The following is a 26,386-nucleotide window of genomic DNA, read 5'->3' on the forward strand; positions in this document are numbered from 1 at the left end:
GGCACCGTCGGCGCCGTTAACGCGGCGCTGCCGGTCAGCCAGGCGGCAGCACCCTGAGCACCACGCAATTGCGCCCCTCATCCTTGGCGTGGTACAGCGCGGCATCGGCCAGGCGCAGCAGGGCGTCCGGATCGGCGGCTCCCGGTGCCGGCTGGACCGCGATGCCGACGCTGATCGTCACCTGCCGCGCCTCCGCGTTCGCGTGGGAGATACCCAGATCTTCGATCGCCCGCCGCAGTGCTTCGCCGATCTGGCGCGCCTCGTCCGCGCCGGTGTTGGGCAGCACGATCGAAAACTCTTCGCCGCCATAGCGCGCCGTCAGGTCGCCCGCGCGCCGCATGCCGGCCGCCAGCGCATGCGCGACCCGCACCAGGCATGCATCGCCGGCCTGGTGGCCGTGACTGTCGTTGAAGCGCTTGAAGTAGTCGACATCGAGCATGATGACGGCAAGCGGCCGGCCGACGCGCGTGGCACGCGCACATTCGGCACGCAATACGTCGTCGAAATGACGCCGGTTCGCCAGGCCGGTCAGACCGTCGGTGATGGACAAGGTCGCCAGTTTGCGGTTGGCGTCTTCCAGCTGTTCCGTGCGTTCGGCAACGCGCCGTTCGAGGCTGTCATGCAGCCTGGCGCTGGAGATCGAGATCATCGCCTGGGCGCCGAGCATGCGCAGGAACGCCACGCGTTCCTCCGTGAACGAGGCTTCTGCAAGCCGGTTCTCGAAATACAGGATGCCGCCGATCTGGCCGCCGTGCCGTATCGGCAGGCACATGACGGCGCGCGGCAGGTGCAACTGCACGTACGGATCGGCGGCAAAGCGCGAGGCGCCCGTGATGCAGTCTTCGATCACCTCGGCGCCGGTGCGAATGACGTAGCGCAGCAGCGACAGCGGGAACTGCGGGTCGCTGGCGGCGTTCAGGTCGAACTGGCGCGATTGCAGGACAGTGACGACATCGCCATCGATATTGGCCTCCAGCTGGTAGCTGCCTTCGGACAGCAGCAGCAGGCGCGCCACCTGCGCGCCGGCGTTTTCGCACACGATGGTAATGAGGCGCGTCAGCACGCTGCGCAGGCCCACTTCGTTCGACAGGATCTGCGACGCTTTCAGCAGCGACGCCAGGTCGAGCGCTGAACTGCCGTGCGTGTGGGAGACGGAATGACGTTGTGCGCCGCGGCCATCCATCCTTGACAGCAGTGCGCCATGGCGCGCCTGCAGCTGCGCCACCTTGCCCTGCGCGCCCCACTGGCCGTAGTGCGCGATGGCGTCCTGGATGAAGACGCCGGCCACGCGCGCGTGGCCCTGATCTAACCAGCATTCGCCGCACAGTTCATTGCCCAGCGCTTGCATGTTGACGTAGCCCGCCAGGCCGGCCGCGTCGATCGCCTGCTGGTAGCAGCGCGTGGCCAGCTGCAGGTCTTCCCGGTAGCGTGCCATCTCGGCCATCACCAGCAGATGCTTGGCGTCGCTATTGTCCGAGCCTTGCCTGGCCCACTCGGCGAGGCTCGTTTGCAGCGTGTCGACCACGGCCTGCACATCGTTCGCATCGGCACGCGCAGGATCGCGCCGCAAGGCGCGGATCAGGATCAGCGCGGCGTAGAAGCTGCACTCGGCAACCTTGGCCTGACCGCGCATGATCTGGGTGACGCTGCCAAGCTGGCCGGCCAGCGGCTCGGCGTCGGCGCTGTCGAACAGGTAGGCGTTGCGTATTTTCCCCTGCAAGAAGTAGGCGCGGTACAGCTGCGAGCCGCCATACTGATCGAGGAAGCGCGCCTCGCTGAAGACCCCATCGTCGTAGCTGTCGTGACGGGGCAGGAGACCCATCAGGCATTTGATCGGCTGGACCGCGGCGGCGACGCAGCAATCGGCCATCGCCTGCTGGCCGTTGGCGCGCATCAGCGCCAGGTCGTGCTCGATGTCGTGCATCAGGTGCGGCAGGTAGTCGCCGAGGATGATACGGTCGGTGGCGCGCACGGCCGCCACCACGCCGACCTGCACGAAGTCGGCGATTTCCAGCGCCCAGCCAAACGCTTCTTCGTACAGGGCGTCGGAGCTGCGCAGCGGCTGCGTCCAGTGGTTGCTGAGCGCGCCGAACATCAGGCCCGTGAGCGTGCGCGTCTGCAGGTTGGCACGGCGCCTGGCCAGCGCCATCGCCATCGCCCCGAAGGCGTAGCCGCGCGCGATGTCGCCGCTGTACAGTGCAAGCATCATCGCGTAGCCGACATAGGCGACAGCGCTGAAATCGCTGTTCCCCCGCTGCATGGACAGCCGCGTCATCGACACCACCATCAGCGCGCTCAGATCTTGCTGGCCGGCGTAGTAGCTGGCCATCCACAGGCCCTGCATCATCTGCATCGCGGCCACGGCGTCCGGCTCGCACATGTCATCGGCCGCCAGCAGGGTGTCGGGCGCGTGCGCGCCAGGCTGCTGTCCGATGTCGGCGAGAATGTCGCTGAAGCGCGCCTTCATCTGCGCCACATCGTGCGGAATGTCGATGTGCAGCAGCGCCAGGCCGTCGCGCTGCACGGCAATGGCGTCGAGCAGGCGGCCCTGCAATTGATACTGGTGCGCCTGGATGGCAATGCAGCGCACCTGCTGCAAGGGGCTCAGGGAGCGGGCGCGTACCAGTGGATAGATCGCCTCGGCCGTATCGAACTGGCCGCACAGGTAAGCCGCTTCGGCCGCGCCCAGCTGCAGGTCGAGCCAGAGGCTGGCGTGGACGCTCCATGCGTGCTCCGGCAGCAGCTCGAGACTTATGCGCATGTGTTCCAGCGTGGACTGGAACGCGGCGGAACGCCGTGCCTTGACGCCGGCCTGGAGATTGAGCGTCGCCAGCTGCACGCGCTCGTCCGCATCTTTGATCAGCGCGCGACCGGCGTTGAGCTGCTCGACGATTTCAAACAGTGTTGCGTCCTGGTGCTGCGGCGCCGTATGCCGCAGGAGCAAGCGGCCGATGAGCAGATGGTTGGCCACGCGCGTAGCGTCGTCGGCGACCAGGTAGGCGGCCTGCTGCACCCGGTCGTGCAGGAAGCGGTAAGCGACGCCGCTGTTGGCCGCATCGCTGTCGCCACTGACGTACTTATAGCGTTCGTCGAGCGGCTGGATCAAGCCTGCCCTGAGCGCCGGCCACAGGTCTTGCTGCGTTTTGCGGTGAGCGCGGTCCATTGCAAGCGCGAGCGTATCGAGCGTGAAGCGGTTGCCGCAGGAGGCGGCCAGTTGCAGCAGATGCTGCGTCACCGTGGGCAGGCGGCGGATTTTTTCCAGCAGCACCTCGACCACGTTGTCGGTATATTTGGCCTGTTCTATCGCGGGCAGGTCCCAGTCCCAGCAATCGTCGTCGGCCCGGTAGCGCAGATGGCCCGTCTCATTGAGCGAAGCGAGGAACTGGTTGAGGAAAAAGGGATTGCCGGCCGTCTTGCGGTAGCAAATACTGGTCAACGGCGCACAATCGTGGGTTGCCACGCGCACGGTGGCCGAGACCATTTGCGCCACCTGCGGCTCGGTCAATGCGCTCAGTAACAGCGTCGACAGGCGTACCTCGCGGGCGAGCAGCTTGTCGCGCAGCGCGATCAGCGGATGGTCGGCGCTCACCTCGTTGTCGCGATACGCGCCGATGAACAGCATGCAGCTCTTGTGGCAGGAGACCATCAGCAGTTCGATCATTCGCAACGTGGCCGCATCGGCCCATTGCAGGTCGTCGAGGAACAGCACCAGCGGATGCCCGGCGCAGGCGAACACTTCGACGAAGCGGGGGAAGAGGCGGTCCAGGCGCAGCTGGGCCTGTGCCGGGTCCGACGCGGGCACTGCGTCCGTGGGGCCGACGATCAGCGCCAGTTGGGGAATCAGTTCGATCAGCATGCCGATGCCGCTGCCCAGCACCTCGTGCAGTTTGGCGGACCACTGCCGCAGCGTTTCCTCGGGTTGGCCGAGCAGCTGGCGCACCAGCTCCTGGAAGGCCTGGATCAGCGGGGCATACGGCACGTCGCGCTGGAGCTGGTCAAATTTACCGGACAGGAAGCAGCCGCGCCGCGCGATGATGGGCTTTTGCACTTCGTTGACGACCGCCGACTTGCCGATGCCCGAATGGCCGGCCACCAGCAGCATCTCGCACCTGCCCGCGGCGCTGCGTTCAAATGCCGCCAGCAGCACGGCGATGGCATCCTCGCGCCCGTGCAGCGTTTGCGGCACGAGGAAATGGCCGTTGTGGTCGGACAGCTTGAGCGTCTGCGCCGGCTTTTGCGCGCGGCATGCTTCGAGATCGCTGCGCAAGCCCTGCAAGCTTTGGTAGCGCTGATCGGCATTTTTTTCCAGCAGCCGCTGGATGATCGGCAGCAGCTGGCCAGGCAAGCTTGCCAGCGCCGGGTGCGACCAGTCGGGACTGCGCGCAATGTGGCAATGCACGAGTTCCATCTCGTCGCCCGTCTCGAACGGCGCCTGGCCGGCCAGCAGCTCGTAGAAGGTGGCGCCCAGCGCATAGAAATCGGCGCGCCAATCGACGCGCCGGTTCATGCGTCCGGTCTGTTCCGGCGCCATGTAGCGCAGCGTGCCTTCCAGCGTCTGGAGATTGGCGATGCCATGGCTTTCGTACGGCAGTTCGCAGGCGATGCCGAAGTCGATCAGCTGCAGCAGGCGCCGGTCGCCATTCCACACCAGATTGGCGGGATTGATGTCTTTGTGGATCACGCCCTGACGATGAACCTCGTCCAGCGCCGCGCACAGTTGCAACGCGATGTCGAAAAAGTCGTCCAGCGCCAAGGCGGGTTGCGACGGCATCCTGCGCGCCGCCACCTGCGCACGCAACACCTGGTCGAGCGCCTGGCCGCCGCAATCTTCCACGATCATCGTCCAGCACCCGCCGTGCAGCTGCAGCGCCAGCGGATGCGCCACGCCAGGATGGCGGCAGCGGCGCGCGATCGCATACTCGCGCTTGAATTGCGCCAGTTGCTGAAAGGAGGGGAACTGCTGATTGGGTTGCTTGACGATCAGCGCGGTGCCATCGGCAGCCCTGGCACGGTAAACCCGTGAGCGGACACCGCTGTGCAGCTGTTTGATGATCTCGTGGTCGAAAAGAGAGCGCATGGGCTAGCAGTACACAGACGGTTGCGGGAGCCTGGAGGCGCACATTTCGGAATATTACTTGATTGTAAGTATTATATCAGTAGGGGGCTTTGGAGGAGGGAGAGGGGGGCGGGGTGTTGTAAAAACGTCAGTGGGAGCAGGTTAGCCCGGGTGTGGGAATTGATCGTGATGACAGTCGCGGCAAGGTGAAGAAGTAGAGGTGATGGAGGTGTCGGAATTTACAGACAAGGAAGAGTTACGCGTAGATGCCGCACCTCGGCCAGCACATGCTATTGGGCAAGATACAAGAGGATTTTCTGGAATTGAGGAAGCCTCCATACCTTTCTTGAACTAGTTATCACTTAGGTGCAAGTCCATCGCCTTGCAATATGGGTAGCCACACATTGTGCGCAATTTTTTCGAAACCCGTCGACGTTGGATGAAGCTCGTTAGCCCAGTCGTCGTCACCTAAGGTGCCGCGACTATCGACAAGACGAACGCGGCCGGGATAACGAGCGACCAACCCCTTCAACCGCAAAGTGAACTCGTCGATCAAAAAACGGATGCAGGAATCCTGCAGGTGGGTACCCGTTCTGGACGGGCGAGCTGTTCAACAAGCGCCGCGCCAAGGTCGACCAGGTGAATATCGATGTGAGCCACGGCCGCCTCTCGTCGGGCTTTACGGGCGAGGACAAGATCTGGCGCCAGATCGTCACGATCCTGGACGCCGAGCGAGGCGGCTGCAACCTGTTCGACATCGACGAGCTGCGCAACTTCGAATACAGCCCGGACCAGTTCGACAACCTGCTGATGTGCAATTTTATTGACGACTCGGCCTCGGTCTTCCCGCTGGCCGAGCTGCAGCGCTGCATGGTCGATTCCTGGGTCGAGTGGGACGACTACAAGCCCTTGCTGGGCCTGCGCCCGTTCGGCAACCGGCCCGTGTGGATCGGCTACGACCCGGCCTTGAACGGCGACAGCGCCGGCTGCGTGGTGCTGGCGCCGCCCATGACGGCCGGCGGCAAGTTCCGCATCCTGGAGCGTCACCAGTGGCGCGGGCAGAGCTTCGAGGACCACGCCGACGCCATCCGCCAGATGACGCAGCGTTACAACGTCGAATACATCGGCATCGACACGACTGGCATGGGCATCGGCGTGCTGCCCATCGTGCGCGGCTTCTTCCCCGCCGTGACGGCCCTGAATTACTCGCCCGAAGTCAAAACCCGCATGGTCTTGAAGGCCAAAAACATCATCAGTAAGGGGCGGCTGGAGTTTGACGCCGGCTGGACGGACATCGCGCAATCGTTCATGGCCATCCACAAGACCCTCACCCCCAGCGGGCGGCATGTGACCTATGTCGCCGGCCGTAGCGACGAAACCGGCCACGCCGATCTGGCGTGGGCCTGCATGCACGCCCTCGATCACGAGCCCTTCGAAGGCACCACCGACAACCACCACTCATTCATGGAGATTTATTCTTGAGCAAAGCACGACACTTGCGCGGCCGGCAGGCCGAGAGCGCGCCATCCACAGCGGCCACGGCGCCGGCCGCCGCCGGCATCGAGGCGTTTTCCTTCGGCGACCCCACGCCCGTGCTCGAGCACGCCGACATTCTCGACTGCTTCGAATGCTGGAAGAACGGCCACTGGTATGAGCCGCCCGTCAACCTGGCCGGCCTGGCCAAGTCCTTCAATGCCGGCGTGCACCACAGCAGCGCCATCCACTTCAAGGCCAACGTGCTGACCTCCACCTTGATGCCGACGAAATACCTGTCGCGCGATGGCTTCAAGCGCATGGCCCTGGACTATCTGACCTTCGGCAACGCCTACCTGGAAGACCGGCCCAGCCGCAGCGGCAAGGCGCTGGCGTACCAGCACGCGCTGGCCAAGTACATGCGGCGCGGCGTCGATCTGGATACCTATTTTTTCGTGAACGGCTACCAGGCCGTGCACCAGTTCGACAAGGGCCGCGTGTTTCACCTGATGGAACCGGACGTGAACCAGGAGTTGTACGGCGTGCCGCAGTACCTGAGCGCGCTGCAATCGGCCTGGCTCAACGAGGCGGCCACGCTGTTCCGCCGCAAGTACTACAAGAACGGTTCGCACGCCGGTTTCGTGTTCTACATGACGGACGCGGCCGCCAACACCCAGGACGTGGACAACCTGCGCCAGGCCATGCGTGACAGCAAGGGGCCAGGCAACTTCCGCAACCTGTTCATGTACGCGCCGAACGGCAAGAAGGATGGCATCCAGATTCTGCCCGTGTCGGACGTGGCCGCCAAGGACGAGTTTTTCAACATCAAGAGCGTCACGCGCGATGACCAGCTGGCCGCGCACCGCGTGCCGCCGCAGTTGATGGGCATCCTGCCGAACAATGCCGGCGGCTTCGGCGCCGTGGAACCGGCCGCGCGCGTCTTCGCCCGCAATGAACTGGTGCCGCTGCAGGCGCAGTTCGAAGCGATCAACGAGTGGGCCGGCGTGGAAGTGGTGAAGTTTGCCCCGTATGACCTGGCCACAGGCGGGGAGGGCGCGCAATGAGCGACCACATCGATAACACCGACAAGATCATCTTCGCAGAGGTGGCTCGCGGCTTGGCCGCCGTGCGGCGCCGGCCCGCCCTCATGGCGCGCGGCTGCTGCCACTACTGCGACGAGCCGCTGGCGCCCGGCCTACCATTCTGCAACGTCGATTGCCGCGACGACTACGAGAAGCAGCAGGCGGCGAAGGCGCGCGCCGGTCGCCCAGGATGACCGCCACGCCGCGCTGACCGGCAGGGCAGGGCCGCGATAGCCCAGCCGCGCCGGAGCGCCCCAGCCACCGCACAAGCCGCCCATGAGGCGGCTTTTTCACGTCCTGACGATTGATGTTGCTCTTGAAGCAAAAAAAGGGCCCGTTTCGGCCCGGCGCGCGCAGTTGTCCCCCCTCCACACCTGCCCGCTATATAGGGCTCTTTTGACTCAAATTTGCACCATGGCCGAAGGCGCATGAGGACTGGCGCGGCGGGGTGAAGAGTGGGGGCGCGATTTGACGCATTTTGACGCACTTTGAGCGTTTTTTGGTGCGGGTGGTGTGGAACCGTGGGAGCGGCGCTATTTTCGCGCTGCGCCGCGCCCTAGCGCGGTTCTGGCCCATGTATTGGCGTCTGCATTCTGCGCATCATTCATCTTCACGCCCTCGCATCATTGCCGGGTATTGCGGCCTCAAGAACTCTTGATATACTGTATGTATATACAGTATTTTACTCAGGTGTCACAATGATTGTTAAAATGTTAAAGATGCGCCTTGCTGGTGTAGAGGTGCCCAAGCGACGGCTGCATGATCGCTACAACTCAGCACGGCCCGGAACGTTGGAAGTTGTTGAAACGACAGACCAGGGCTTACACCGTCTGGTAAGGCTGGCCCGCTTCACTTACGGAGAGAGCGGAAAATACGTTGACACACTTTTCGATGTCAATTTGCTCTGGTATCGGGATGGGCGCATGGTGTTATCAGGGTTTGAACGCAGCAAAAAAGATATGCAATTTTGCGACTATGCGCAGTCCTGGCTGTGTTTTGTCGGGACGGAGCCGCCACCTATGCCGGAAGGCAGGTAGAATAATTTGCATGTGCGCCGACTATACCCCCAGCCGTAGCGATCAAATCGAACAGCATTTTGCTGTCCGTTTCCCTCAATTTGATCTGCCGCCGGAAGCCTGGCCAGGCTACATGGCGCCGATCATTCGCGCCTCGCACGACATGCCCGGCGAGCTGGAAGTCGCGCCGGCATGTTTCGGGATGGTGCCCCATTGGGCCGATATGAAGCTGGCGCGCCAGACCTACAACGCACGTACCGAAACTGTGGCGCAGAAGCCATCATTCCGCAATGCCTGGAAGCGCAAACAGTTCTGCATTATCCCTGCCGATAACTTCTTTGAACCCTGCTACGAAACAGGGAAGCCGATCCGTTGGCGCATCGAGCGCGCCGATGGAATGCCGGCCGCCATCGCCGGGATATGGGAGTTCCGGCCGCAAGACTTGCTGCTGTCGTTCTCGATGCTGACGATAAACGCCGATGGCCACCCGCTCATGCAGCGCTTCCATAAGCCGGATGATGAAAAACGGATGGTGATGATTCTCGACCCGGACCAGTATCACGGCTGGCTCGATGGTTCCCTTGTGAGTGAAGAGGATTTGTTCCAGCAGTATGCAGCAGAACGCCTCGTTGCTGTGGCTGATCCACTTCCGCCGCGTGTGAAAAAATAAGCACGAACCCGTGTTGCTATGTGCAACCCGACACCGTCGCGTTACCCTGTCGTGCGGATTAGAGTGTCCGCTAAATTCTGGAGGGCTTGACCTGAAACCGCCCCGCTCCGAACCATCTACCTCTCCTCCGTTGCCCAGGGTGCTACGTGAAGGGGAACGGCCATACGGGAATTATGAGCGTCGCGCGAGACTGTGGTTTAGCTTGTGCAGACGCTCGCATGAGGTTTAGGCGCCGCCTTGCAGAAGCAGTTCGTGGGATTCGTCCTCATAAATCGCCCATTTGTGCAGATAAAGTGGGTTTCTAGGAGTATCACTTACCAGTCCAGTATCAATGTCTACAGCACTTGTTTGTCCGTGTTTTTGATAAATGAAATAAGTTTTCTCCCCAGCTATAGCTACCAGCAACGGGTCTTCGGGGCGCTTCTGGCCTGCCCAACCACTAGCGTCCCTTGGTAGCTCCATGTAAACAGATTGAGTCAATCGTTGCACTTTTTCTCTATCAAGGTACTCAACCTCACCGATGTGATTACCTGCCAAGATAAGAAATCCTACGTCCTTGTTGGCGTCGCGAATAGCGAATGCGGTAGTAGTTTGCTCATCAATCGTCAACAAGATGAGTTGCCCTGGCAATACATCGTCAGCGGAAATAATTTCATACGGGGATACTGTTCTCACTTTAGCTCCGTTAATTAGTTGGCAACCATCGCAGCGTACCCCGCCTTTGTTTTTTCTGCAATGCATTGTTGCCCTGTTCATCAGGAACCCCGAATTGACGTAGCTTTCTCCATATGCTTTCTGCCCGGTGCCGGGTCACAGCGCATAACGCATCAGTCCACGTCTGACGGAAGACCTGATCTTCGTGTAATTTATACTTGTAAATAATTCATTTGCATGATGAATATTTTAATATTTATCTCTTGTAAATTGATGGCCAGCACCAATTGTTAACCCGTCGATAGAATTGTCTTTCGGCATCATCCTGAAAGGTGACAAGCAATGGCAAAAACTCCAATTAAGCCGGGTACTACTCCTGGCAACAAAGGCGGCATTTACCAAGAGCAAGGGCCGCGTGGTGGCATGAAGGATAATTTCGCAACGATCCCAGATCATCACAAGGCACCGCCTACGTCTAAGCCCGGCAGCGTTTGGGTTCCTACTGCTATTACGCCAGATAGTAAGCGGTAATTTTCATCTGAAAGACGCCTGGACTCCTGGCGTCTTTCACTGATAGATTTGTGCATTTAGTACTCAGGTTTTTGGTGTTGCCATTGGAAAATCGCTTCCGCATCTCATGTGATGGGTGTTGAAAACACAGTGTTTCAAAGAGCTAAAATCATGTTGCTTGCGGAATAAAAAATTCCGCAAGTGGCTGATATATAAAGAATATTTTTAAGACTTGAAAACTAGCGACGGCTTAACCTGTTCGTGACGTTCGAAGGAATGGGCCTACCGGCCCAGCCCACTCCGATTCCTCAAACTGCAGCTACGCGGCGACCTCGAGCGCCGCATACGCGCGGTATTGATCCTAATTTGCTTTCCGACTTAGCCAGCTTCTACGCCCCCGCGCGTCAGCCCGTGTCTGGATGGCGAATATTCCCCTCGCGTCGCATTGACAATTTCTGTTTGCTACTCTCACTCGCATGTTACCATTTGGATAATTTAGTTTCCGGGGAGGAGCAAGCTATGCATCAAGATCTATCCTTAGTGTGTACCGCACTCGACCAGTTCGCTGATGAAATAGTGAGTTCATTTCCCCATAATACGGACCAGATCTTCACTGATTACTGGGGGTGGCCAGCCCCAGCCTTAAACCGGCAAGATTTCTCTTGGGTCGTTCGCAGTATTGCTGATGATCTACGCTCCGTGAACGCCGAAAAGTACCCCGATGAGATGAAGCCATGGGTATTGCATTTGTCACATCGTATTTCTGTAATGCAAACCCAGACGCTGCCGAATACCTACAACGGAGGCGTACAGGGGTTTCCAGCCATGTTTGAAACCCTAAAATATATACGTGATAAATTGCTACCTTCGTCAGGGTGGGTGGCCGTATCTAATGCTTCTTTGCCAGCCCAGCTTGCCCGACGCTCGGTTGCCGCACAACGTCGCGTGGAAGACATTGAGTCAGCTATTCCAGGCCTGGCCGAGAAGGTTGCAGCAATCAATACCGCGCATCATGTAGCAGAAAATCTTGAGTTGGATTTGCAATCCTTGAGAGAGGCTCGGGAGGCAGTCGAGCAGACCGCTCAAGAAACCGACAGAAATGCCTCCAAAAGCGCCGAGTCAGCAACAAAGGCGGCGGAAGTACTCGATTTTATAGAGAGCAGAGCCAATACTGCCTGGGGCGAGGTTCAGGTGAAAACCGAGAATGCATTGGATGACATGCAGAAGAAAGTCCAGGCTACTTTGGAGAGCATGAAAAAAAATGAAGACGTGGCTGAAAAACTCATCGCAAAGTGTGAGGAGGCCTACCACATCACAACGACCAAAGGACTTGCAGGAGCATTTGACCAAAAAGCTGCTTCGCTGGGTAATTCTATGCAGTTATGGGTCGGGGGCTTGGTTGTTGCCTTGATCGCCGGATCTGTAATTGGTGTCATCCGTTTGTCCTCATTGGCTGCGGAGCTGCGCGCAGAAAATCCAAACTGGCCTGCCATAGTTGCTCAGATACTCCTTGCCTTCTTAGGTGTCGGCGCACCCCTATGGTTCTCTTGGTTAGCCACCAAACAGATTGGCCAGCGATTCCGCTTGTCGGAGGATTATGCCTTCAAAGCATCTGTTGCCAAAGCCTACGAAGGTTACAGGAAAGAGGCTGCTGTTCTTGATCCTGAGTTTCAGGCGACGCTCTTCCGCTCCGCATTGACGCGTTTGGATGAGGCACCGCTGAGGTTGGTGGAGGCGGTGCAGCATGGTTCTCCTTGGTCCGAGTTGCTCAACTCTGACACGGTAAAAGGCGCTATCAAAGAGGCGCCCGATCTACCAGCGAAAATAATGGCGCTGATCAGTGAAAGCCTTCAGCAAGCAAAGAGTGCGAAGGCTGAAGCTGTAAAGGTTGTCGAAACAGCAAAGTCAATCGTGGCGACGGATGAACCCAAGAAGGAAGATTGATCCTGTCAGCAATGCTGCTGGCTATACTGCTTCCGGTCGTGAACACGTATAAGAGCGGTGTGACGCTGTCGGGTAACGTGGCGTTGTAGGTATGTGTGTCGGTATAAGCTTTTGAATTGGTCCACAAGCGGCATCAATTCACGATATGTGCATTACACCGCTTCAGGCGGGAGTTACCCAAGCTTGGCCGCCATATCCTCGGCGCTCTCGTTGTAATAGACCTGGAGCATACGCAAATCCCTGTGGCCAACCATGCGCGCCAGGTCCAGCACGTTCAATTTTTTGGCCAAACGTGTGATGGCCGCATGCCGGCTGTCGTGGAAGGTCAGCCCCTCGATGCAGGATCGTTCGCGCGCTTTGCGGAATAGGGCATCGAGCGAGGCCGTGGAAATGCCGAACAATGGCGCATCGCCTGAGTCCGGCAGCAGCGCCAGGAGTTCCAGCGCGCGCGTCGATAGGGGCACATCGCGTCGCACGCCGTTTTTATTGATCGAGGCGGGGAGGCGGGCGACGGCACCGTCAACCCAGGCGGGCATCAGCCCGCAAATTTCCCCGGCCCGCATGGCCGTCTCGATGGCGAAGAGGTAGGCGACCGCCACGGCCTGGCTCTTGGTCGCCACAGGCTCGTCGGCGAAGCCAAGTGCGTTGCACAAGCGTTCGATTTCATCCTCGCTAGGAATGCGTTCGCGTGAGGCGGCAGGTTTGGGGCGGCGCACGTCGCTGGTCGGACTGGCCGCAAGCCATTTCCATTCCTTGCGCGCAGTTGTAAAAACGTGGGAAAGCAAGTTCAGCTCACGATTTACGGTGGCGCCACTGACTTTGCTTTCCCCGGTCATGCGCTGATCGCGCCAGGCGCCGAGTAGTTCAGGTGTCACGTTGGCCAGTTTTATATCTCTAATTTTCTCGCCGCCAATGACCACTTCGCCAATGGCATTGAGGCGCAGGCGCTCCCATCGCTCGCCACGCTTGTGGATCGAGACTTCTTCCAGATACCTGTCGAATGCGTCGCCGCAGCTTTTCCCGATGACGATGCCACTGTCGGCGCCGCGCCGGATTTCGGTTTCGCGTTCCGACGCCCAGGCCGCAGCCTCGGCCTTGGTGCTGAATGTTTTAGATTCCCGAGTGCCGTGGATGGCGATCTCTGCCCGCCAACCGCCAACCCGTTTCCTGAATGAAGCCATGCATCCCTCTCGTTGAGGCGTAATCATGGCGTAAATTTGGCGTAATCGCTACTGGTTTTTGTCGGTTTTAATCTGGATTAAGCCGAATGCCTGGACGTAAAAAAAAGCCACTAACCCGTTGATTTTATTGGGTTTAATGGCTTTTTTGATGTTTCTGAATTCTGTGCGCTGGTGCCCGGAGCCGGAATCGAACCGGCACGCCCTTACAGGCGGGAGATTTTAAGTCTCCAGTGTCTACCAGTTTCACCATCCGGGCAGCGCGGCGAGATTCTAGCACAAGTGATATCGATAGCGCCATGTTGCGCCGCATTTGCGTCAGTCTTGTTGCTCGAGTTACTTCGTCAGATCGATGCGTGGCTAGCCGGCCTGCCATGTGTGTCGTCGCGCCAAAAAACGAGACTCAGCAAACGCACTCGGCGCGCCACCGTGCGCGCGATTTTTGTCGCACGCTTATCTGTCAGCGGCTGCGGATATTGGATGACGTGAACGGCACACCGGTCTGACGGATAAGCTGGCAACAACTCGGCGGCAAAAAGCCCGGCGGCTTTTAAGAGCCGACAGGTGTCACTCTCATCGTGGAGTGGAGAGTCATCTCCCGCCAGGCGCCGGACAGATGTGGAACACTTATCAACACCTAATGCGCGTCGTAATTTGCGGTCTGCGATGCTTATTGGCTCAGCGCCCCAGTACCTTGGTACAGTTGCGCTTCTCAAGTCGACGGTGGCACCTAGCCTTCTTTCCGCTCGCCAGGGTTTGTCAGGCGTTGTTAAGCTTGCCTACTTACATCATACAAAATCAGCTTGCAAAAGGAGGGCAACTATAGGATAGATAGCCATAGATTTTCACGGCCGCAAGGTCAATGCAAAGAGGACGCCCAAAAATTAACACCTCCGTCTCATGCGAGGCAGATGGATTATTGCGGGCCTTGGGCAAGGTGCTCAAGCATTTCTCGCAGTCATGCGGCCAGATCCTTGTCGTCACTGCCCGCAAGACTTGAATCACGTGTCCCGCACGCCGGAACGCTTCCCTAATTTCTTGTTTGAAAGTTGTCATGCAAAAAAAAGTCGCTAGTACCGAACCGCACACCATTACTGCTTCTGAGGCCGGACGTGCATTGAATGCGGTCCCGCTGAGTCTTGATCTCAGTGTGCCGAAAGGATTGACATGGCTCGACGATACCCTGAGCGGCATTGATCTGTACGACAAGGGGTTTGTTCGCCGGCCTTCCTTGTTTTTCGATCCCAGCGCCACATCCAGCCTTGGATTGGGCACCTTGAAACATCCGTATTTCACGCAGGCCCAGTTAATGCTGGTAATCAATGGAAATATGTCCGGGCAGGTGCTGGGCTTGAAGCGGGGAACGACCTTGCGCGTGACGGGAACAATGGGGCTGCAACTGGATGTGTACGGTTCGCCTGGCAAGCCATTCACCATTTGTCCCTATGGCGATGCCGAAGCATTACCCATCATTACGAGTGGTGCGGTCGTCCTGAACTGGACGCTGGAGGACGGCGCAGCGAATATCTGGTCTTATCCCATGGGCGCCATCGAGCATGACTGCTGGCAAAATGAGGTGCGTCTGTGGAAGAAGACCTTTGCGGGCAGCGCCGCGGCAAGCCTGACCACGGAAGGCAGCAGTGCGTACGTGAACGGCATCTTGTACGTGCGCCCCTATGCCGGTGAGGATCCGCGTCTGGGGCAAATGGAGGTCTCGAGTAGCCAGCATGCCCTCATGATCAACTACTCGAACGTGCCACACACCGGGTACATCCATGTCTGCGGCGTCGAGGCGCGCAAGGCACGCAATGTCTCCATTTCGGTGGCGCCTCCGACGACTGGAGTGGTCGATGCCATCGTCAGCATCAACGATATCAGCCTGGTCGGTTGCCGCGCCACTCAGGCTGGCGCCGATGGTCCTATGCTTGCCTCGGACGGCATCACTATGATTGGACTGTCAGATGCGATACGCCTGAAGGGGGGCTACGTGGCAGGGAACCGCATCGACGACGTGCTTAACAACGCGATTGAGTACAGCTGCACCTCCGGACTTATCGTTGAAAAGAATATCAGCAGCAATTGCGGCGGCAATTCAATCGTGGAGCTCTGGTCATCCAACGATAACAGCATTATCCGCTACAACTATGGCTATTACAGCACTACGCGCGACCGGCGCCAGCTTACCTATGCTTCCGGCGGTATTTGGTTCGCCAACAACTATCAAAGTGCCGGTAGCCTGGCCAATAACGATGCCACGAACACCAGGAATTTCGATAACGTTGCGCATCACAATATGATTGTCTTGCCAGGACTTCGCGGCGTGCGCATATCGGGAGGGACGGGTTTGAATGTCTATCAAAACACCATCTATTACGATGAGGCGCTAACCGATCCCGCAGGCAAGCAGCAGTGTACGGCACTGTATATCGATGGGGCCGCAGCCGATGGCTTCGTCAATTTCAGCAACAACCTTGTATATTTTAAGCGCGATCCGCTGGTGGCGCGTTTCCCCCGCATGGTCAATCTGAACCCCGGAGCTGGCCGTCCGACGGGCGACCGGAATATTTATTTCACGGAAGGAAGCGGCATGAGCGGCGACGGTTTTTACACGGGAGCGGATGGAACGACGAACAATATCGTGACCTATAAGGCGCGTATGGCCACCAGCAATTTTGATCAAAATAGTATCTTTGGCCCGTATTTCATCGGTAGTAACGCGACCGTGGCCAGTATGGGGATGCATGACGAAAGCATGCGCATCGTGGCAGCCGGACACATCGGGAAGGCAGTGTCGACTATCGGCAGGCGATACTTTGACGGACAGCCTTACGCGCCCGACAATGCCACGATAGGCGCATTGGCAGGACGCTAAAGCGGAGTGGCCAACGGAGGGCCTGAAAGAATGCCGCTCAGCTGGCGCTGACGGCATTCCTCCGCGCGCGGTGCTCGCGCATGCATTCCCCGCAGCTATCAGAATGTCGCCTTGAACTGCACCCCATACGTGCGCGGTTCGTTGACGATGCCTGTCAGGTTGTCGAAATCGATCGCGCCCAGCGACTGGATCTGGTTGGTGATGTTGCGGCCGTACGCGGAGAGTTCGTATTTGTCCCATTTGTAGCCGACACGCAAACCGCCTTCGAGCAGTTCCTTGGCCTTGTATTCCTTCGCTTCATACAGGAAGAAGTTGTAGCTGGTGCGGTAGGCCCAGTCCGTGTAGGCGTAGAACTCGCCATTGGCGAGGGGAATGCTGTACTTTAATGTGAAGTTGGTTTGCCATTCCGGCGCGCGCGGCAGCGGGTTGCCGTCGATGTAGGCCGTGCCCTTGAACGGGCCCAGCGGGTCGGTCACGGTGCAGCCGCTGGCCGGGTTGTTTTGCGCGTTGCCGCAGCTTTGCACGAACAGCTTCTTGTCCTGGATTTCCGTGTGGTTGTAGCTGCCGCCCAGGGTCATGCTGAGCGAATCGCTGAGGTTCGCCTGGAAATCGAGTTCCACGCCGCGGCCCGTGGCCTTGTCGGCGTTGATCAGCTGGTTCATGTTGACGGCGCCGCTGCCGGCCGTCAGTTGCTTGTCCTTCACGCGGTACTGGAATATGGCCAGGCTCAGGCGCGCTCGCTTGTCGAACAGGTCTTGCTTGATGCCCGCCTCGACGGACAGCGCTTTCTCGGCGCCCGCAAACGAAGGGCGGTCGGCCAGGCCGTTCAGGCGGCCCTGCATCGACGGCGCGCGGTAGCCGGTGGCGATGCGCGCGTAGGCATTCGTTTCCGGCGTGAGTACATAGGTGCCGCTCAAGTCCCAGCTGACGTTGTGCGAGGTGTCGTGCAAGTCGAAGGGGCCGGCCGTGGTCGCCTCCACCCGCTTGGCGGAGAAATCCTTCTTGTCGGTCGTGTAGCGCAGGCCGGCGCGCAGTTTCAGGGCGTCCGAGACCGTGTAGTTGAGCGAGCCGAAGGCCGCGTACGACTTCGAGCTCTGGTTTTGCGTGGCGTAGTTCGGGCTTTGTGGGTTGCCGGGCGCCAGGCTGTTGAAGCCGATGCTGTCGATCTGGATATCTTCCTTGAAGTAGAACAGGCCGGCTATCCATTGCAGCGGGCCGCGGGCAGACGACTCGGCGCGGAATTCCTGCGAAATCTGCTTGTGGTTGGGGATCACGTCGGCCGTTTCCACGACGAACGGGATGAAGCCGGGACCCATCGGCGGCGCGTACACGGCGCCATAGCCGCCGTCGACGTCGGCGCGGCTGAAGAAATCGAGTTTTTCGTAGCCGGTGATCGAATGCAGGGTCACGCCGGGCAAGTCCCATTTCAGGCGCATGCTGGCGCCCTTGGTTTTCAGGTGCTGGCGGTTGATGCCGTCGGTCGGGTAGTTGTCATAATCAAAGCCGTCGACGAGGTCGTTCGTGCCCTGTTTCAGGATATTCGCGCGGAACAGGGTGGCCGTGCCGTCGAGGTTGCGCGCGTGCACGTTGAACAGGGCCGTGAAGTCGCGCGTGGGCTTGACCAATACCTGCAGGCGGGCGGCGCTGTCTTCATAGCCTTCGAAGTCGCGCGTGCCGGTGGGGCGCGGGTTGTGCACGCGGTCGTCGCGGCGCTGCGTCTGGCCGGAAAAGCGCAGGGCGACCGTGTCGCTGACGGGCACGTTGAACGCGCCTTCCAGGTTCTTCATGCCATCCTTGCCGAAGCCGCCGCTCAGGTAGCCTTCCGTCTTGAAGACGGGCTTGGCGGAATCGAACTTGATCACGCCGGCTGGCGAGTTACGGCCGAACAAGGTGCCTTGCGGGCCGCGCAGCACTTCGACCTGATCCACGTCGAACACGGGAAAACCTTTCAGCATGGCGTTTTCCTGCACTACGTCGTCCATCACCAGGCCCACGGGCTGCGAGGCGTTCAGGTCGAAGTCGGTATTGCCCAGGCCGCGAATGTAGAAGCGGGGAAAGGTGCGGCCGTAATCCGATTCGACGGACACGCTGGGCGAGCGGCTGTTGAGGAAGCGGATGTCGGCGCCGCCGGCCGTCAGGGTGTCGAGCTTGTCGCCCTTCAGGGTGGCGATGGACATGGGCACGTCCTTGATGTTTTCCGCGCGCCGCTGCGCCGTCACGATCACGGTTTCCAGCTGGCCAGGACCGGTCTGTGCCGCCGGGACGGCAGGCGCGTCGGCGGCTGGCGCCGGGACGCTATCCTGTGCCATCGCCTGCAGCGGAAAGGCGGCGCTGATTGCCAGGGCAATCAGGGTGTGACGTACTGTGCTGGCATGCGGTGTCATCATGAAACGGCTCCTGTCGGTCAAGGTTGTTGGGGGCATGCAAGCTGGCGCTGGCCAGCTGAACGAAAAATCATGCTAGCACGGGAAATTTTGGTATTCATGCCATTTTCCAACGATGGCTATTCATATCCGTTTCGACTCAATACGCGAATAAAATCGTATTTGTCGTCACTATCTGGCGGGTGCATAGTGGAGTGCCGGCAGGCTTGTGCAGGAGCAAAAGAGGCAGGGCAAAACGAGGCGGTTTCCTGCGGCGGCGCAAAAAAGCATGCGCTATTTCGGCGTAGTAGCGGGATCCGGGGCGGCACAAATACAACAGTTTCCGCGGATTTTTTATGTGAGGGGCGTGTTGTTGCAACGCGACAGGGGAGGCCGGCTGCGGCTCTCCCCTGTGCGTGTGAAGCGGGGCATGCGTGGCTGCATGCCTGTATATGCTTAAAACTCTTCCCAGTCGCCGGCCGTCACGGCTTCCGCTTGCGCCGCACGGGGTTTTTCCGGGGCGGCCTGGCGCTTGGCGGGGCTGCTGGCCGCTGCTGCCGGTACCAGGCGCAGCGGCTTGTGGCTGGCGCGTGCCGGTGCTGGCGCCGGTGCGGGTGCCGCCACATGGCTGTCATGCGTCTTGAAGATGCTCACGGTTTCCACCAGGTGGCCGGCCTGCTCGCGCAGCGATTCGGCCGCCGCCGCCGCTTCTTCCACCAGTGCCGCGTTTTGCTGCGTGACGCTATCCATCTGGGTCACCGCCTGATTGATCTGCTCGATTCCTGCGGACTGTTCCTGGCTGGCCACCGTGATTTCAGCGATGATGTTGCTGACGCGGGCGACGCTGGCGACCACCTCGGACATCGTCGTGCCCGCTTGTGCCGCCAGCCTGGAGCCCGCATCGACGCGGCTGACGGAATCGTCGATCAGCGCCTTGATTTCCTTGGCTGCGCTGGCGCTGCGCTGGGCCAGGCCGCGCACTTCGGTCGCCACGACGGCGAAGCCGCGACCCTGTTCGCCGGCACGTGCCGCTTCCACTGCGGCATTCAGGGCCAGGATATTGGTCTGGAAGGCGATGCCGTCAATGACGCTGATGATGTCGACAATCTTGCGCGACGATTCGCTGATCAGGTCCATGGTGCCCATCACTTGCCCCACCACGGCGCCGCCCTTGCTGGCGACGTCCGATGCCGTCGTGGCCAGCACATTGGCTTCGCGGGCATTTTCCGCATTCTTGCGCACGGTGCTGGTGAGCTCTTCCATCGACGACGCGGTTTCTTCCAGCGAACTGGCTTGCTGTTCCGTGCGCAGCGACAGATCGCTGTTGCCGCTGGAAATTTCCGCGGCGGCAAGGGAAACGGTGTCGGAATCCTGGCGCACGGACGACACTACCGTGGTCAGCGACTCCTGCATGCGCTGCAGCGCCGACAGCACGCTGGCGGTATCGCGCGGTGCAACGTTGAGTTTGCCTGTCAGGTCGCCGCCGGCCAGCAGGCTGACGGCGTCGCACAGCTGCTTCGGTTCTGCGCCCAGCGCCTTGAGCAGGCTGCGTGTGATGAGCCCGCCCGCCAGGCCTGCCAGCACGATGGACAGCAGGCTGGCGCCGATGAGGATATTCCTGTTGAGAATGTAGCTCTCGTTGTCTTCCTGCAAGATGGCGGTAGAGCGCTGGTCCGTCAGGGCGAAATATTCATCGCTGGCGGCGACGAGGGCGGCCAGCAGCGGGCGGCATTCCTCGTTCATCTTGACGATGGCCTGCTCGGTTTTCTTTTGCAGCGCCAGGTCCACGATAGCCAGCGCCACGGGAGAATAGCGTTTTTCGATGCCGTCGATCTTGTTGACTATGGCGCGCACTTCATCCGATACCTCGGGCTGCTGTGTCAGCTGCAGCAGATGCTGCATGTTCTTGACGACATCGGCCTGTGCCTGCAAGACCTGTTTGCGTTCGCTTTCCAGGTCTTCCGGCTTGGTGACGAGCACCAGGTTCCTGGCCGCCACGGCACGCATGTCGATCGCGTCACGCACGCGGTGCGCCGTATTGGCGCGGGCGGTGATGCCGTTGACATACTGGTCAAAACTGGCGTTGAAGTTGGAAAGGTTCCGCACGGACAGGATCGATATGCCAATGAGGAAAAAGACCAGCAGGCCGAAAGCCAGAGTGAGCTGGGTGCGTACGGTGAATTTGTCCATGATGTCTCTCCCAAATACGTGATGATGATTAGAAAGGGGGCTTGCGTGGGACGGGTGGCAGGCGCTTGCCTGGCGACGGGTCGTGCCCTGCGCAGTGCTTTTCTATCCAAAACACGGATTCGTGGTGTGAGGATGGAATTAATTCAAAAAACCGATTTCAATAATTTATTTGTTTTATTTATTAAATTCATTGTTGCACAAAAAATTCAGTAAATCAATGAGATTTTGCGTGTCAAAAAACAACTTTTCGGCATGGATGCTGATTCCTGCGCCGCTTGATCGGGCGCAGGACAGTATCTTCCGGGAGGTGGATCAGCCGGGAATGGGCGTGCCCTGGTGAAAAATCATTTGCCAGCGGCCATCGCGCCATTTCCACAAGGAACTGCGCAAGCTGGCGCTGGCGGGCAGGGTGCCGTTGGCGTGGCGTTGCGAGCGGTAGGTAACCAAGGCAACATCGTCGGCCAGCAAACGGGCCTGAAAATCGCGGATGCTGCGCTGGCAAAAGTCTTCCACCGGCAAGTCCGCCAGGGTTGCCGCGCGTGTCCAGAGATTGCCCGAGCTGCCGAACTCGACGAAGTCGTCGGCCAGCAGGGCCGCCAGTCTGGCCCTGTCGGCGCGCACCGCCTGGCTTTGCAGCGCCGCTTCCAGCGCCTGCAGCTGCACCGCCAGGCTGTCCTGCGTATTCTCCTGTGCGTCTTCCATTGCCAGGGTCTTCAGATAGGAAATGCGCCCGCGCCCGATACATTCAGGCAGGCGACCTTGTCGCTGGAAAAGTACTTGATTTGTCCCAGGCCGATGGCGTAGCAGCCGTCGCTGAGCGGGGAAATGGGGCCGGTGAGTTTTTCACCGCCGACCAGGGTCACCACCCAGGGCGTGGTTGCCGGTTTGCCCGCGTGGGTCAGGGCGTGTTGTACCAGGTCTGACATGCTGCCTCCGTTGGAAATCAAAACCCGATGATAGCAGTGTCCGGTGTCGGATAGCCGCTGGATTGACGACACGAAGGGCGGGCACTTTACGCGTCGGCCAGCAAGTTTTTTGGCAGGGCCACCGATACCAGCTTCCAGTGCCACAGGCCGTCGCGCGTCAGGGTCAGTTCGCCGATATGGCTTTTGCTGTGGGCGCGCTGGACCACGACGCTGTTCCACGAGGTGTAGCGCAGCCTGTAGTCGGGCTTGGTGTTGCGCTTGCGGCCGCTGATGTCGCTGACCTTGGCGATCGGGTTTTCGTAGCGGTCATTGAGCTTCATCAATGCGACGATGCCTTCGGGCATCAGCATGGTGTCGAGTAAGGGATCGATGACCTCGGGATTGATATCGTCGGCCACTTCCGGCGCCGAGAACAGGGTGTGCAGTTGCTGCCCCAGGCTGCCGCGCAACTGGGCCAGGTCGATCTGTGCGGCCAGCGCCTGCGTATCCTCGTCCATGGTGGCCGCGCGGATCTTGTTCATGGTGAAGTACGGGCTGCCATAGAAGACGCCGGCCAGCGCGACCAGTACCGCTACAGCGAGAAGCATCATTCTTTTCATCGTGCAATCTCTCGGATGCCTGGCGACCCGGTGCGCCTGAGGTGTTGGCATTCTACATAATATTTCCCAAAATCAATATGACGGTTTAGGTAAGTGTTGTTTTAGATCAAGTTTCTTTAGAGTAATTCCGGCGGCAGGGTAATGTCCATCAGTTTCCAGTCCCAGATGCCATGGCGGCGCAGCAGAAACTGGCTGGCGGCGGGTCCGGCACCGCTGCGCCGCAGCACCACTTCATTCCACGAGCGGTACGCCATGCCGAAGTCGTGGCGCTTGCCGTCCGCCCCCTGCTTGCCGTGCAAGATCAATACCGTGATGCCGGGCGGCGAGACGATGGTGTCGAGCATTTCCTTGAAGTCATCATCATTGGCCATTTCGCCGGCCGCGCGCAGCTGGCGCGCCACGCTGGCGCGCACTGCGGGCAGGTCGGCCTGCTGCGCCAGGTTTTCCAGGCGCACGGATTTCGCCGCGATGCTGATGCGGTACATGGCGATGTAGGGGCTGACCCAGGTGAAGCCGATGGCGGCGACGGCAAAAATGATCGCGGTGGCGTACTTTCTTTTCATGGTCCGTGTTTTTGTATGAGCTGTGCCGCCGTGATTTTACCCGGCCAGGCACGGCGGATGGTGTAGCATTCGTGCCGGCGCGGACCATCGCGCCGCAATATTGAGGACAACCATGAATATCACTATCAATCAGGTGCTGCAGTCGTATATCGACCCGCTCACCGCCAGCGAGTATGCGGCGCTCGAGCGCAGCCTGCTGGCCGAAGGCTGCCGCGATGCGCTGGTGCTGTGGAACGACGTGCTGATCGACGGGCATAACCGCTACGCCATCTGCCGCCAGCACGGCATCGAATTCAAGACCATCCAGAACACCAGCTTTACCTCGCTCGACGACGTCATGCTATGGATGATCGACAATCACCTGGCGCGCCGCAGCGTGTCGGACTTCCAGCGCGGCGTGCTGGCCTTGCGCAAGAAGGAAATCGTCGCCGCGCGCAGCCCGGCGCCCGTCAGCGCCCAGGACGCGCCCGATGGCGAAAACGCGCCCAAGCCTCCCATGAGCACGCGCGAAGAGGTGGCCAAGGCGGCCAGATTGAGCAGCAACCAGATCAGCCAGATCGAGAAGATCCAGAAAACCGCTTCGCCCGAACTGGTGGAAGCCGTCCGTTCGGGCACGATCTCCATCAATGCGGCGGCCACCGTGGCATCGCTGCCGCCCGAAGAGCAGGTGGCGGCCGTCGCCGGCGGCAAGAAGCTGCTGCGCCAGGCGGCCAAGGAAATCCGCGAACAGCGCGCCGCCACGCGCACGCCGCGCGAGCCGAAAGCGCCTCACGTTTCGCAGGACACGCCGGAAACGGGCAACGAGCCGTGGGCGGAAAACGCGGCGCAGGCGCCGTCCGAAACGGAGCGCCTGCGCGGCGAGATCGCCAGCTTGAAGCAGAAAGTGGCGCAGCTGCAGGCGGAAAATGTGGAGCTCAACCAGCGTATCGCCACCCTGATCGACGCATCCTGATATTGGAGTAGTGCATGCCAGTTCGCCGTGCCTTGTTCGCCGCCATCGCCTGCGGCATCGTTACCGCTCCTCCCGTGCTGGCGGTGCCAGCCGCTTCCGTCACGGACATGGCCCGCTGGCAGGCGCAGGCTGCCAACGTCAGCATCGCGCGCGACACGTGGGGCGTGCCCCATGTGACGGGCAAGACGGATGCCGATGCCGTCTTTGGCCTGATGTATGCGCAGGCCGAGGACGATTTTCCCCGCGTGGAATTGAACTATATCAATGCCATGGGACGGCTGGCGGAAGTGGAGGGCGAGCGGGAGCTGTACCGCGACCTGCGCATGAAGCTCTTCATCGATCCGCAGGAGCTGCAGGCGCAGTACCGCGCCAGCCCGCCGTGGCTGCGCAAGCTGATGGATGCGTTTGCCGATGGCCTGAATTTTTACCTGGCCACGCATCCGCACGTCAAACCTCTCTTGATTACGCATTTCGAGCCGTGGATGGCCCTCAGTTTCAGCGAGGGCAGCATCGGCGGCGATATCGAATCGGTCAACCTGACGCAGCTCGAAGCGTTCTACGGCCAGCAGGCCAGGCCCGCCGCCGTAGCGCTGGCCAGCGTGGAGACCAGGTTGGCGTCAGGTCTGGACCCCGAACCGAGCGGTTCGAACGGCTTCGCCATCGCGCCCGCGATTACCAAAAACGGCCATGCGCTGCTGATGATCAACCCGCACACCTCGTTCTACTTCCGTCCCGAAGTGCAGGTCACCAGCGGCGAAGGCCTGAACGCGTATGGCGCCGTCACCTGGGGCCAGTTCTTTGTCTACCAGGGTTTCAATGAGCGCCTGGGCTGGATGCATACCTCGGGCGGCGGCGATGTCGTCGACGAATACCTGGAAAGCATCGTCGACCGGGATGGCGCCTGGTTCTACCGCTATGACGGCGGGCTGCGCCCCTTGAAAGCCGTGCCGATTACCTTGCCCTATAAACTGGCCGATGGCTGCATGGGATCGACAACCATCACCGTCTACTACAGCCACCACGGCCCCATCGTGCGCGCGCAGGACGGTAAATGGGTGGCCGTGCGCCTGATGAATGAACCGTTGAAGGCTTTGACGCAGTCGTACACGCGCACCAAGGCGCGCGATTACGCGGCGTTTTATCAAACGATGGAACTGCGCACGAATTCGTCGAACAACACGGTGTACGCGGACGGGGATGGCAATATCGCCTACTTTCACGGCAATTTTATCCCCGTGCGCGACCCGCGCTTCAACTGGAAGCAGCCCGTCGACGGCAGCGACCCTGCCACGGAATGGAAAGGGCTGCACACGGTGGCGCAAACCATCACCTTGTTCAATCCGAAGAATGGCTGGATTCAGAACACGAACAACTGGCCGTATTCGGCGGCCGGCGCCAACAGCCCGCGCCAGCAGGACTATCCCGCCTACATGTCGGTCTACGGCGAAAACGCGCGCGGCCTGCATGCCGTCAAGGTTTTTCAGAACAAGACGGGTTTTACGCTCGACAGCCTGATCGCCGCCTCCTACGACAGCGAACTGACGGCCTTCGAAGCGCTGCTGCCGCCGCTGTTCGCCGCCTACGATGCACTGCCGGCGGGCGACGCGCAACAGCTGGCGCTGGCCGACAAGATCGCCTTGCTGCGGGCGTGGGACTGGCGCTATTCGCTCACTTCCACGGCCACGTCCCTGGCCGTGTTCTGGGGCCAGGAACTGGCCGAGCTGACGGGCAAGCAGGCGCGGGAACAAGGCGTGCCCGTGGTCGATTTTCTGGCGACGGACAAGGTCACGGCGGCGCAGCGGCTGGCTGCCCTGGCGACGGCGGCGGACAAACTGCAGCGCGATTTCGGCAACTGGCAAACTCCGTGGGGCGAGATCAACCGCTTCCAGCGCCTGACGGGCGACATCGTGCAGCCGTTCGACGATGCGCAGCCGAGCTTGCCGGTGCCTTACGCGTCGGGCAACTGGGGCGCGCTGGCCGCGTATGGCCAGAGCAGCAAGAGCAGCACGAAGCGCATCTACGGCGAACGCGGCAACAGCTTTGTCGCGGCCGTGGAATTTGGCCCCCGCATCAAGGCGAAAAGCATTCTCGCGGGCGGCCAGAGCGGCGACCCGAAGTCGCCGCACTTCCAGGACCAGGCGGCCATGTATGCACGCGGCGAATTCAAGGAGGTGCTGTTTTATCCGGAGGACGTGGCGAAGCACCTGGAGCGCAGGTATCGGCCGGGGGAGTGAGGTTTGTGGTGTGTCGGATTACGCCCGGCGTTGCCGAGCTAATCCGACCTACCGCCCTCGGTATGCCGTAGGTCGGATTAGCGCAGCGTAATCCGACACCTCTC

18 protein-coding genes, 1 tRNA gene and 1 pseudogene are annotated in these 26,386 nt (G+C 60.2%); 10 read left to right on the forward strand and 10 right to left on the reverse strand.

Annotated elements, in window-relative coordinates:
• Nucleotides 1-34 precede the first annotated feature (34 nt).
• Nucleotides 35-5,077, reverse strand: a complete 5,043-nt coding sequence (locus CSQ95_RS24680) for a diguanylate cyclase domain-containing protein (protein ID WP_099411402.1) — start codon at nucleotides 5,075-5,077, stop codon at nucleotides 35-37.
• 564 nt (nucleotides 5,078-5,641) lie between these two features.
• Here CSQ95_RS24680 and CSQ95_RS24685 point away from each other — a divergent pair.
• From CSQ95_RS24685 to CSQ95_RS24700, 5 genes and pseudogenes are all read left to right on the forward strand, one after another.
• Nucleotides 5,642-6,538, forward strand: a pseudogene (locus tag CSQ95_RS24685) (terminase large subunit domain-containing protein); the annotation flags it as partial.
• The gene (locus CSQ95_RS24690; protein WP_373632921.1) at nucleotides 6,535-7,593 is read left to right on the forward strand and encodes a phage portal protein; all 1,059 of its coding nucleotides are present in this window, start codon (nucleotides 6,535-6,537) and stop codon (nucleotides 7,591-7,593) included. The pseudogene CSQ95_RS24685 and the gene CSQ95_RS24690, both read left to right, overlap by 4 nt.
• Nucleotides 7,590-7,805, forward strand: a complete 216-nt coding sequence (locus CSQ95_RS24695) for a hypothetical protein (RefSeq protein ID WP_099411404.1) — start codon at nucleotides 7,590-7,592, stop codon at nucleotides 7,803-7,805. The genes CSQ95_RS24690 and CSQ95_RS24695 overlap by 4 nt, the downstream gene beginning before the upstream one ends.
• A gap of 504 nt (nucleotides 7,806-8,309) precedes the next feature.
• Nucleotides 8,310-8,648: a hypothetical protein gene (locus CSQ95_RS29350; RefSeq protein ID WP_143450067.1), complete on the forward strand. Its 339-nt coding sequence runs from the start codon at nucleotides 8,310-8,312 to the stop codon at nucleotides 8,646-8,648.
• Between the two features lie 10 nt (nucleotides 8,649-8,658).
• The gene (locus CSQ95_RS24700) at nucleotides 8,659-9,297 is read left to right on the forward strand and encodes an SOS response-associated peptidase (RefSeq protein ID WP_099411405.1); all 639 of its coding nucleotides are present in this window, start codon (nucleotides 8,659-8,661) and stop codon (nucleotides 9,295-9,297) included.
• Between the two features lie 225 nt (nucleotides 9,298-9,522).
• Here the strand turns inward: CSQ95_RS24700 and CSQ95_RS24705 are convergent, their stop codons facing one another.
• The gene (locus CSQ95_RS24705; protein WP_143450068.1) at nucleotides 9,523-9,972 is read right to left on the reverse strand and encodes a hypothetical protein; all 450 of its coding nucleotides are present in this window, start codon (nucleotides 9,970-9,972) and stop codon (nucleotides 9,523-9,525) included.
• 1,008 nt (nucleotides 9,973-10,980) lie between these two features.
• On the opposite strand from CSQ95_RS24705, the gene CSQ95_RS29355 reads away from it, so the two are divergent.
• Complete coding sequence (locus CSQ95_RS29355; protein ID WP_143450069.1) at nucleotides 10,981-12,405, forward strand: hypothetical protein; 1,425 nt, start codon at nucleotides 10,981-10,983, stop codon at nucleotides 12,403-12,405.
• A gap of 173 nt (nucleotides 12,406-12,578) precedes the next feature.
• On the opposite strand, the gene CSQ95_RS24720 is transcribed toward CSQ95_RS29355, so the two are convergent.
• Both CSQ95_RS24720 and CSQ95_RS24725 read right to left on the reverse strand, forming a co-directional pair.
• Nucleotides 12,579-13,586 carry a site-specific integrase gene (locus CSQ95_RS24720; RefSeq protein ID WP_099411409.1) on the reverse strand — a complete coding sequence of 336 codons (1,008 nt, stop codon included), beginning with the start codon at nucleotides 13,584-13,586 and terminating at the stop codon, nucleotides 12,579-12,581.
• Between the two features lie 169 nt (nucleotides 13,587-13,755).
• Nucleotides 13,756-13,842, reverse strand: a tRNA-Leu gene (locus CSQ95_RS24725).
• A 795-nt stretch (nucleotides 13,843-14,637) separates the two neighbouring features.
• On the opposite strand from CSQ95_RS24725, the gene CSQ95_RS24730 reads away from it, so the two are divergent.
• Entirely contained in the window at nucleotides 14,638-16,455 is a 1,818-nt protein-coding gene (locus CSQ95_RS24730) for a hypothetical protein (RefSeq protein ID WP_143450070.1), read from the forward strand.
• Between the two features lie 98 nt (nucleotides 16,456-16,553).
• On the opposite strand, the gene CSQ95_RS24735 is transcribed toward CSQ95_RS24730, so the two are convergent.
• Nucleotides 16,554-18,839, reverse strand: a complete 2,286-nt coding sequence (locus tag CSQ95_RS24735; protein ID WP_099411449.1) for a TonB-dependent receptor — start codon at nucleotides 18,837-18,839, stop codon at nucleotides 16,554-16,556.
• A 435-nt stretch (nucleotides 18,840-19,274) separates the two neighbouring features.
• Complete coding sequence (locus CSQ95_RS24740; protein ID WP_099411411.1) at nucleotides 19,275-21,008, reverse strand: methyl-accepting chemotaxis protein; 1,734 nt, start codon at nucleotides 21,006-21,008, stop codon at nucleotides 19,275-19,277.
• Nucleotides 21,009-21,029: 21 nt separating this feature from the next.
• Here CSQ95_RS24740 and CSQ95_RS29360 point away from each other — a divergent pair, with 21 nt between their 5' ends.
• Complete coding sequence (locus CSQ95_RS29360; protein WP_143450071.1) at nucleotides 21,030-21,221, forward strand: hypothetical protein; 192 nt, start codon at nucleotides 21,030-21,032, stop codon at nucleotides 21,219-21,221.
• 99 nt (nucleotides 21,222-21,320) lie between these two features.
• Here the strand turns inward: CSQ95_RS29360 and CSQ95_RS24745 are convergent, their stop codons facing one another.
• From CSQ95_RS24745 to CSQ95_RS24760, 4 genes are all read right to left on the reverse strand, one after another.
• Nucleotides 21,321-21,710, reverse strand: a complete 390-nt coding sequence (locus tag CSQ95_RS24745) for a DUF4440 domain-containing protein (protein WP_099411412.1) — start codon at nucleotides 21,708-21,710, stop codon at nucleotides 21,321-21,323.
• 11 nt (nucleotides 21,711-21,721) lie between these two features.
• Entirely contained in the window at nucleotides 21,722-21,934 is a 213-nt protein-coding gene (locus tag CSQ95_RS24750; protein WP_086136650.1) for a hypothetical protein, read from the reverse strand.
• An 86-nt stretch (nucleotides 21,935-22,020) separates the two neighbouring features.
• Entirely contained in the window at nucleotides 22,021-22,524 is a 504-nt protein-coding gene (locus tag CSQ95_RS24755) for a DUF2939 domain-containing protein (RefSeq protein ID WP_070222954.1), read from the reverse strand.
• 125 nt (nucleotides 22,525-22,649) lie between these two features.
• Entirely contained in the window at nucleotides 22,650-23,096 is a 447-nt protein-coding gene (locus CSQ95_RS24760) for a DUF2939 domain-containing protein (protein ID WP_099411413.1), read from the reverse strand.
• Nucleotides 23,097-23,208: 112 nt separating this feature from the next.
• On the opposite strand from CSQ95_RS24760, the gene CSQ95_RS24765 reads away from it, so the two are divergent.
• Together CSQ95_RS24765 and CSQ95_RS24770 are read left to right on the forward strand one after the other, a co-directional pair.
• Nucleotides 23,209-24,048, forward strand: coding sequence for a hypothetical protein (locus CSQ95_RS24765; protein ID WP_099411414.1), 840 nt, complete (start codon nucleotides 23,209-23,211; stop codon nucleotides 24,046-24,048).
• Nucleotides 24,049-24,062: 14 nt separating this feature from the next.
• Complete coding sequence (locus CSQ95_RS24770) at nucleotides 24,063-26,282, forward strand: acylase (RefSeq protein ID WP_099411415.1); 2,220 nt, start codon at nucleotides 24,063-24,065, stop codon at nucleotides 26,280-26,282.
• Nucleotides 26,283-26,386: the final 104 nt, after the last annotated feature.

It is taken from the genome of Janthinobacterium sp. BJB304 (assembly GCF_002735765.1).
Lineage (GTDB): Bacteria > Pseudomonadota > Gammaproteobacteria > Burkholderiales > Burkholderiaceae_D > Janthinobacterium.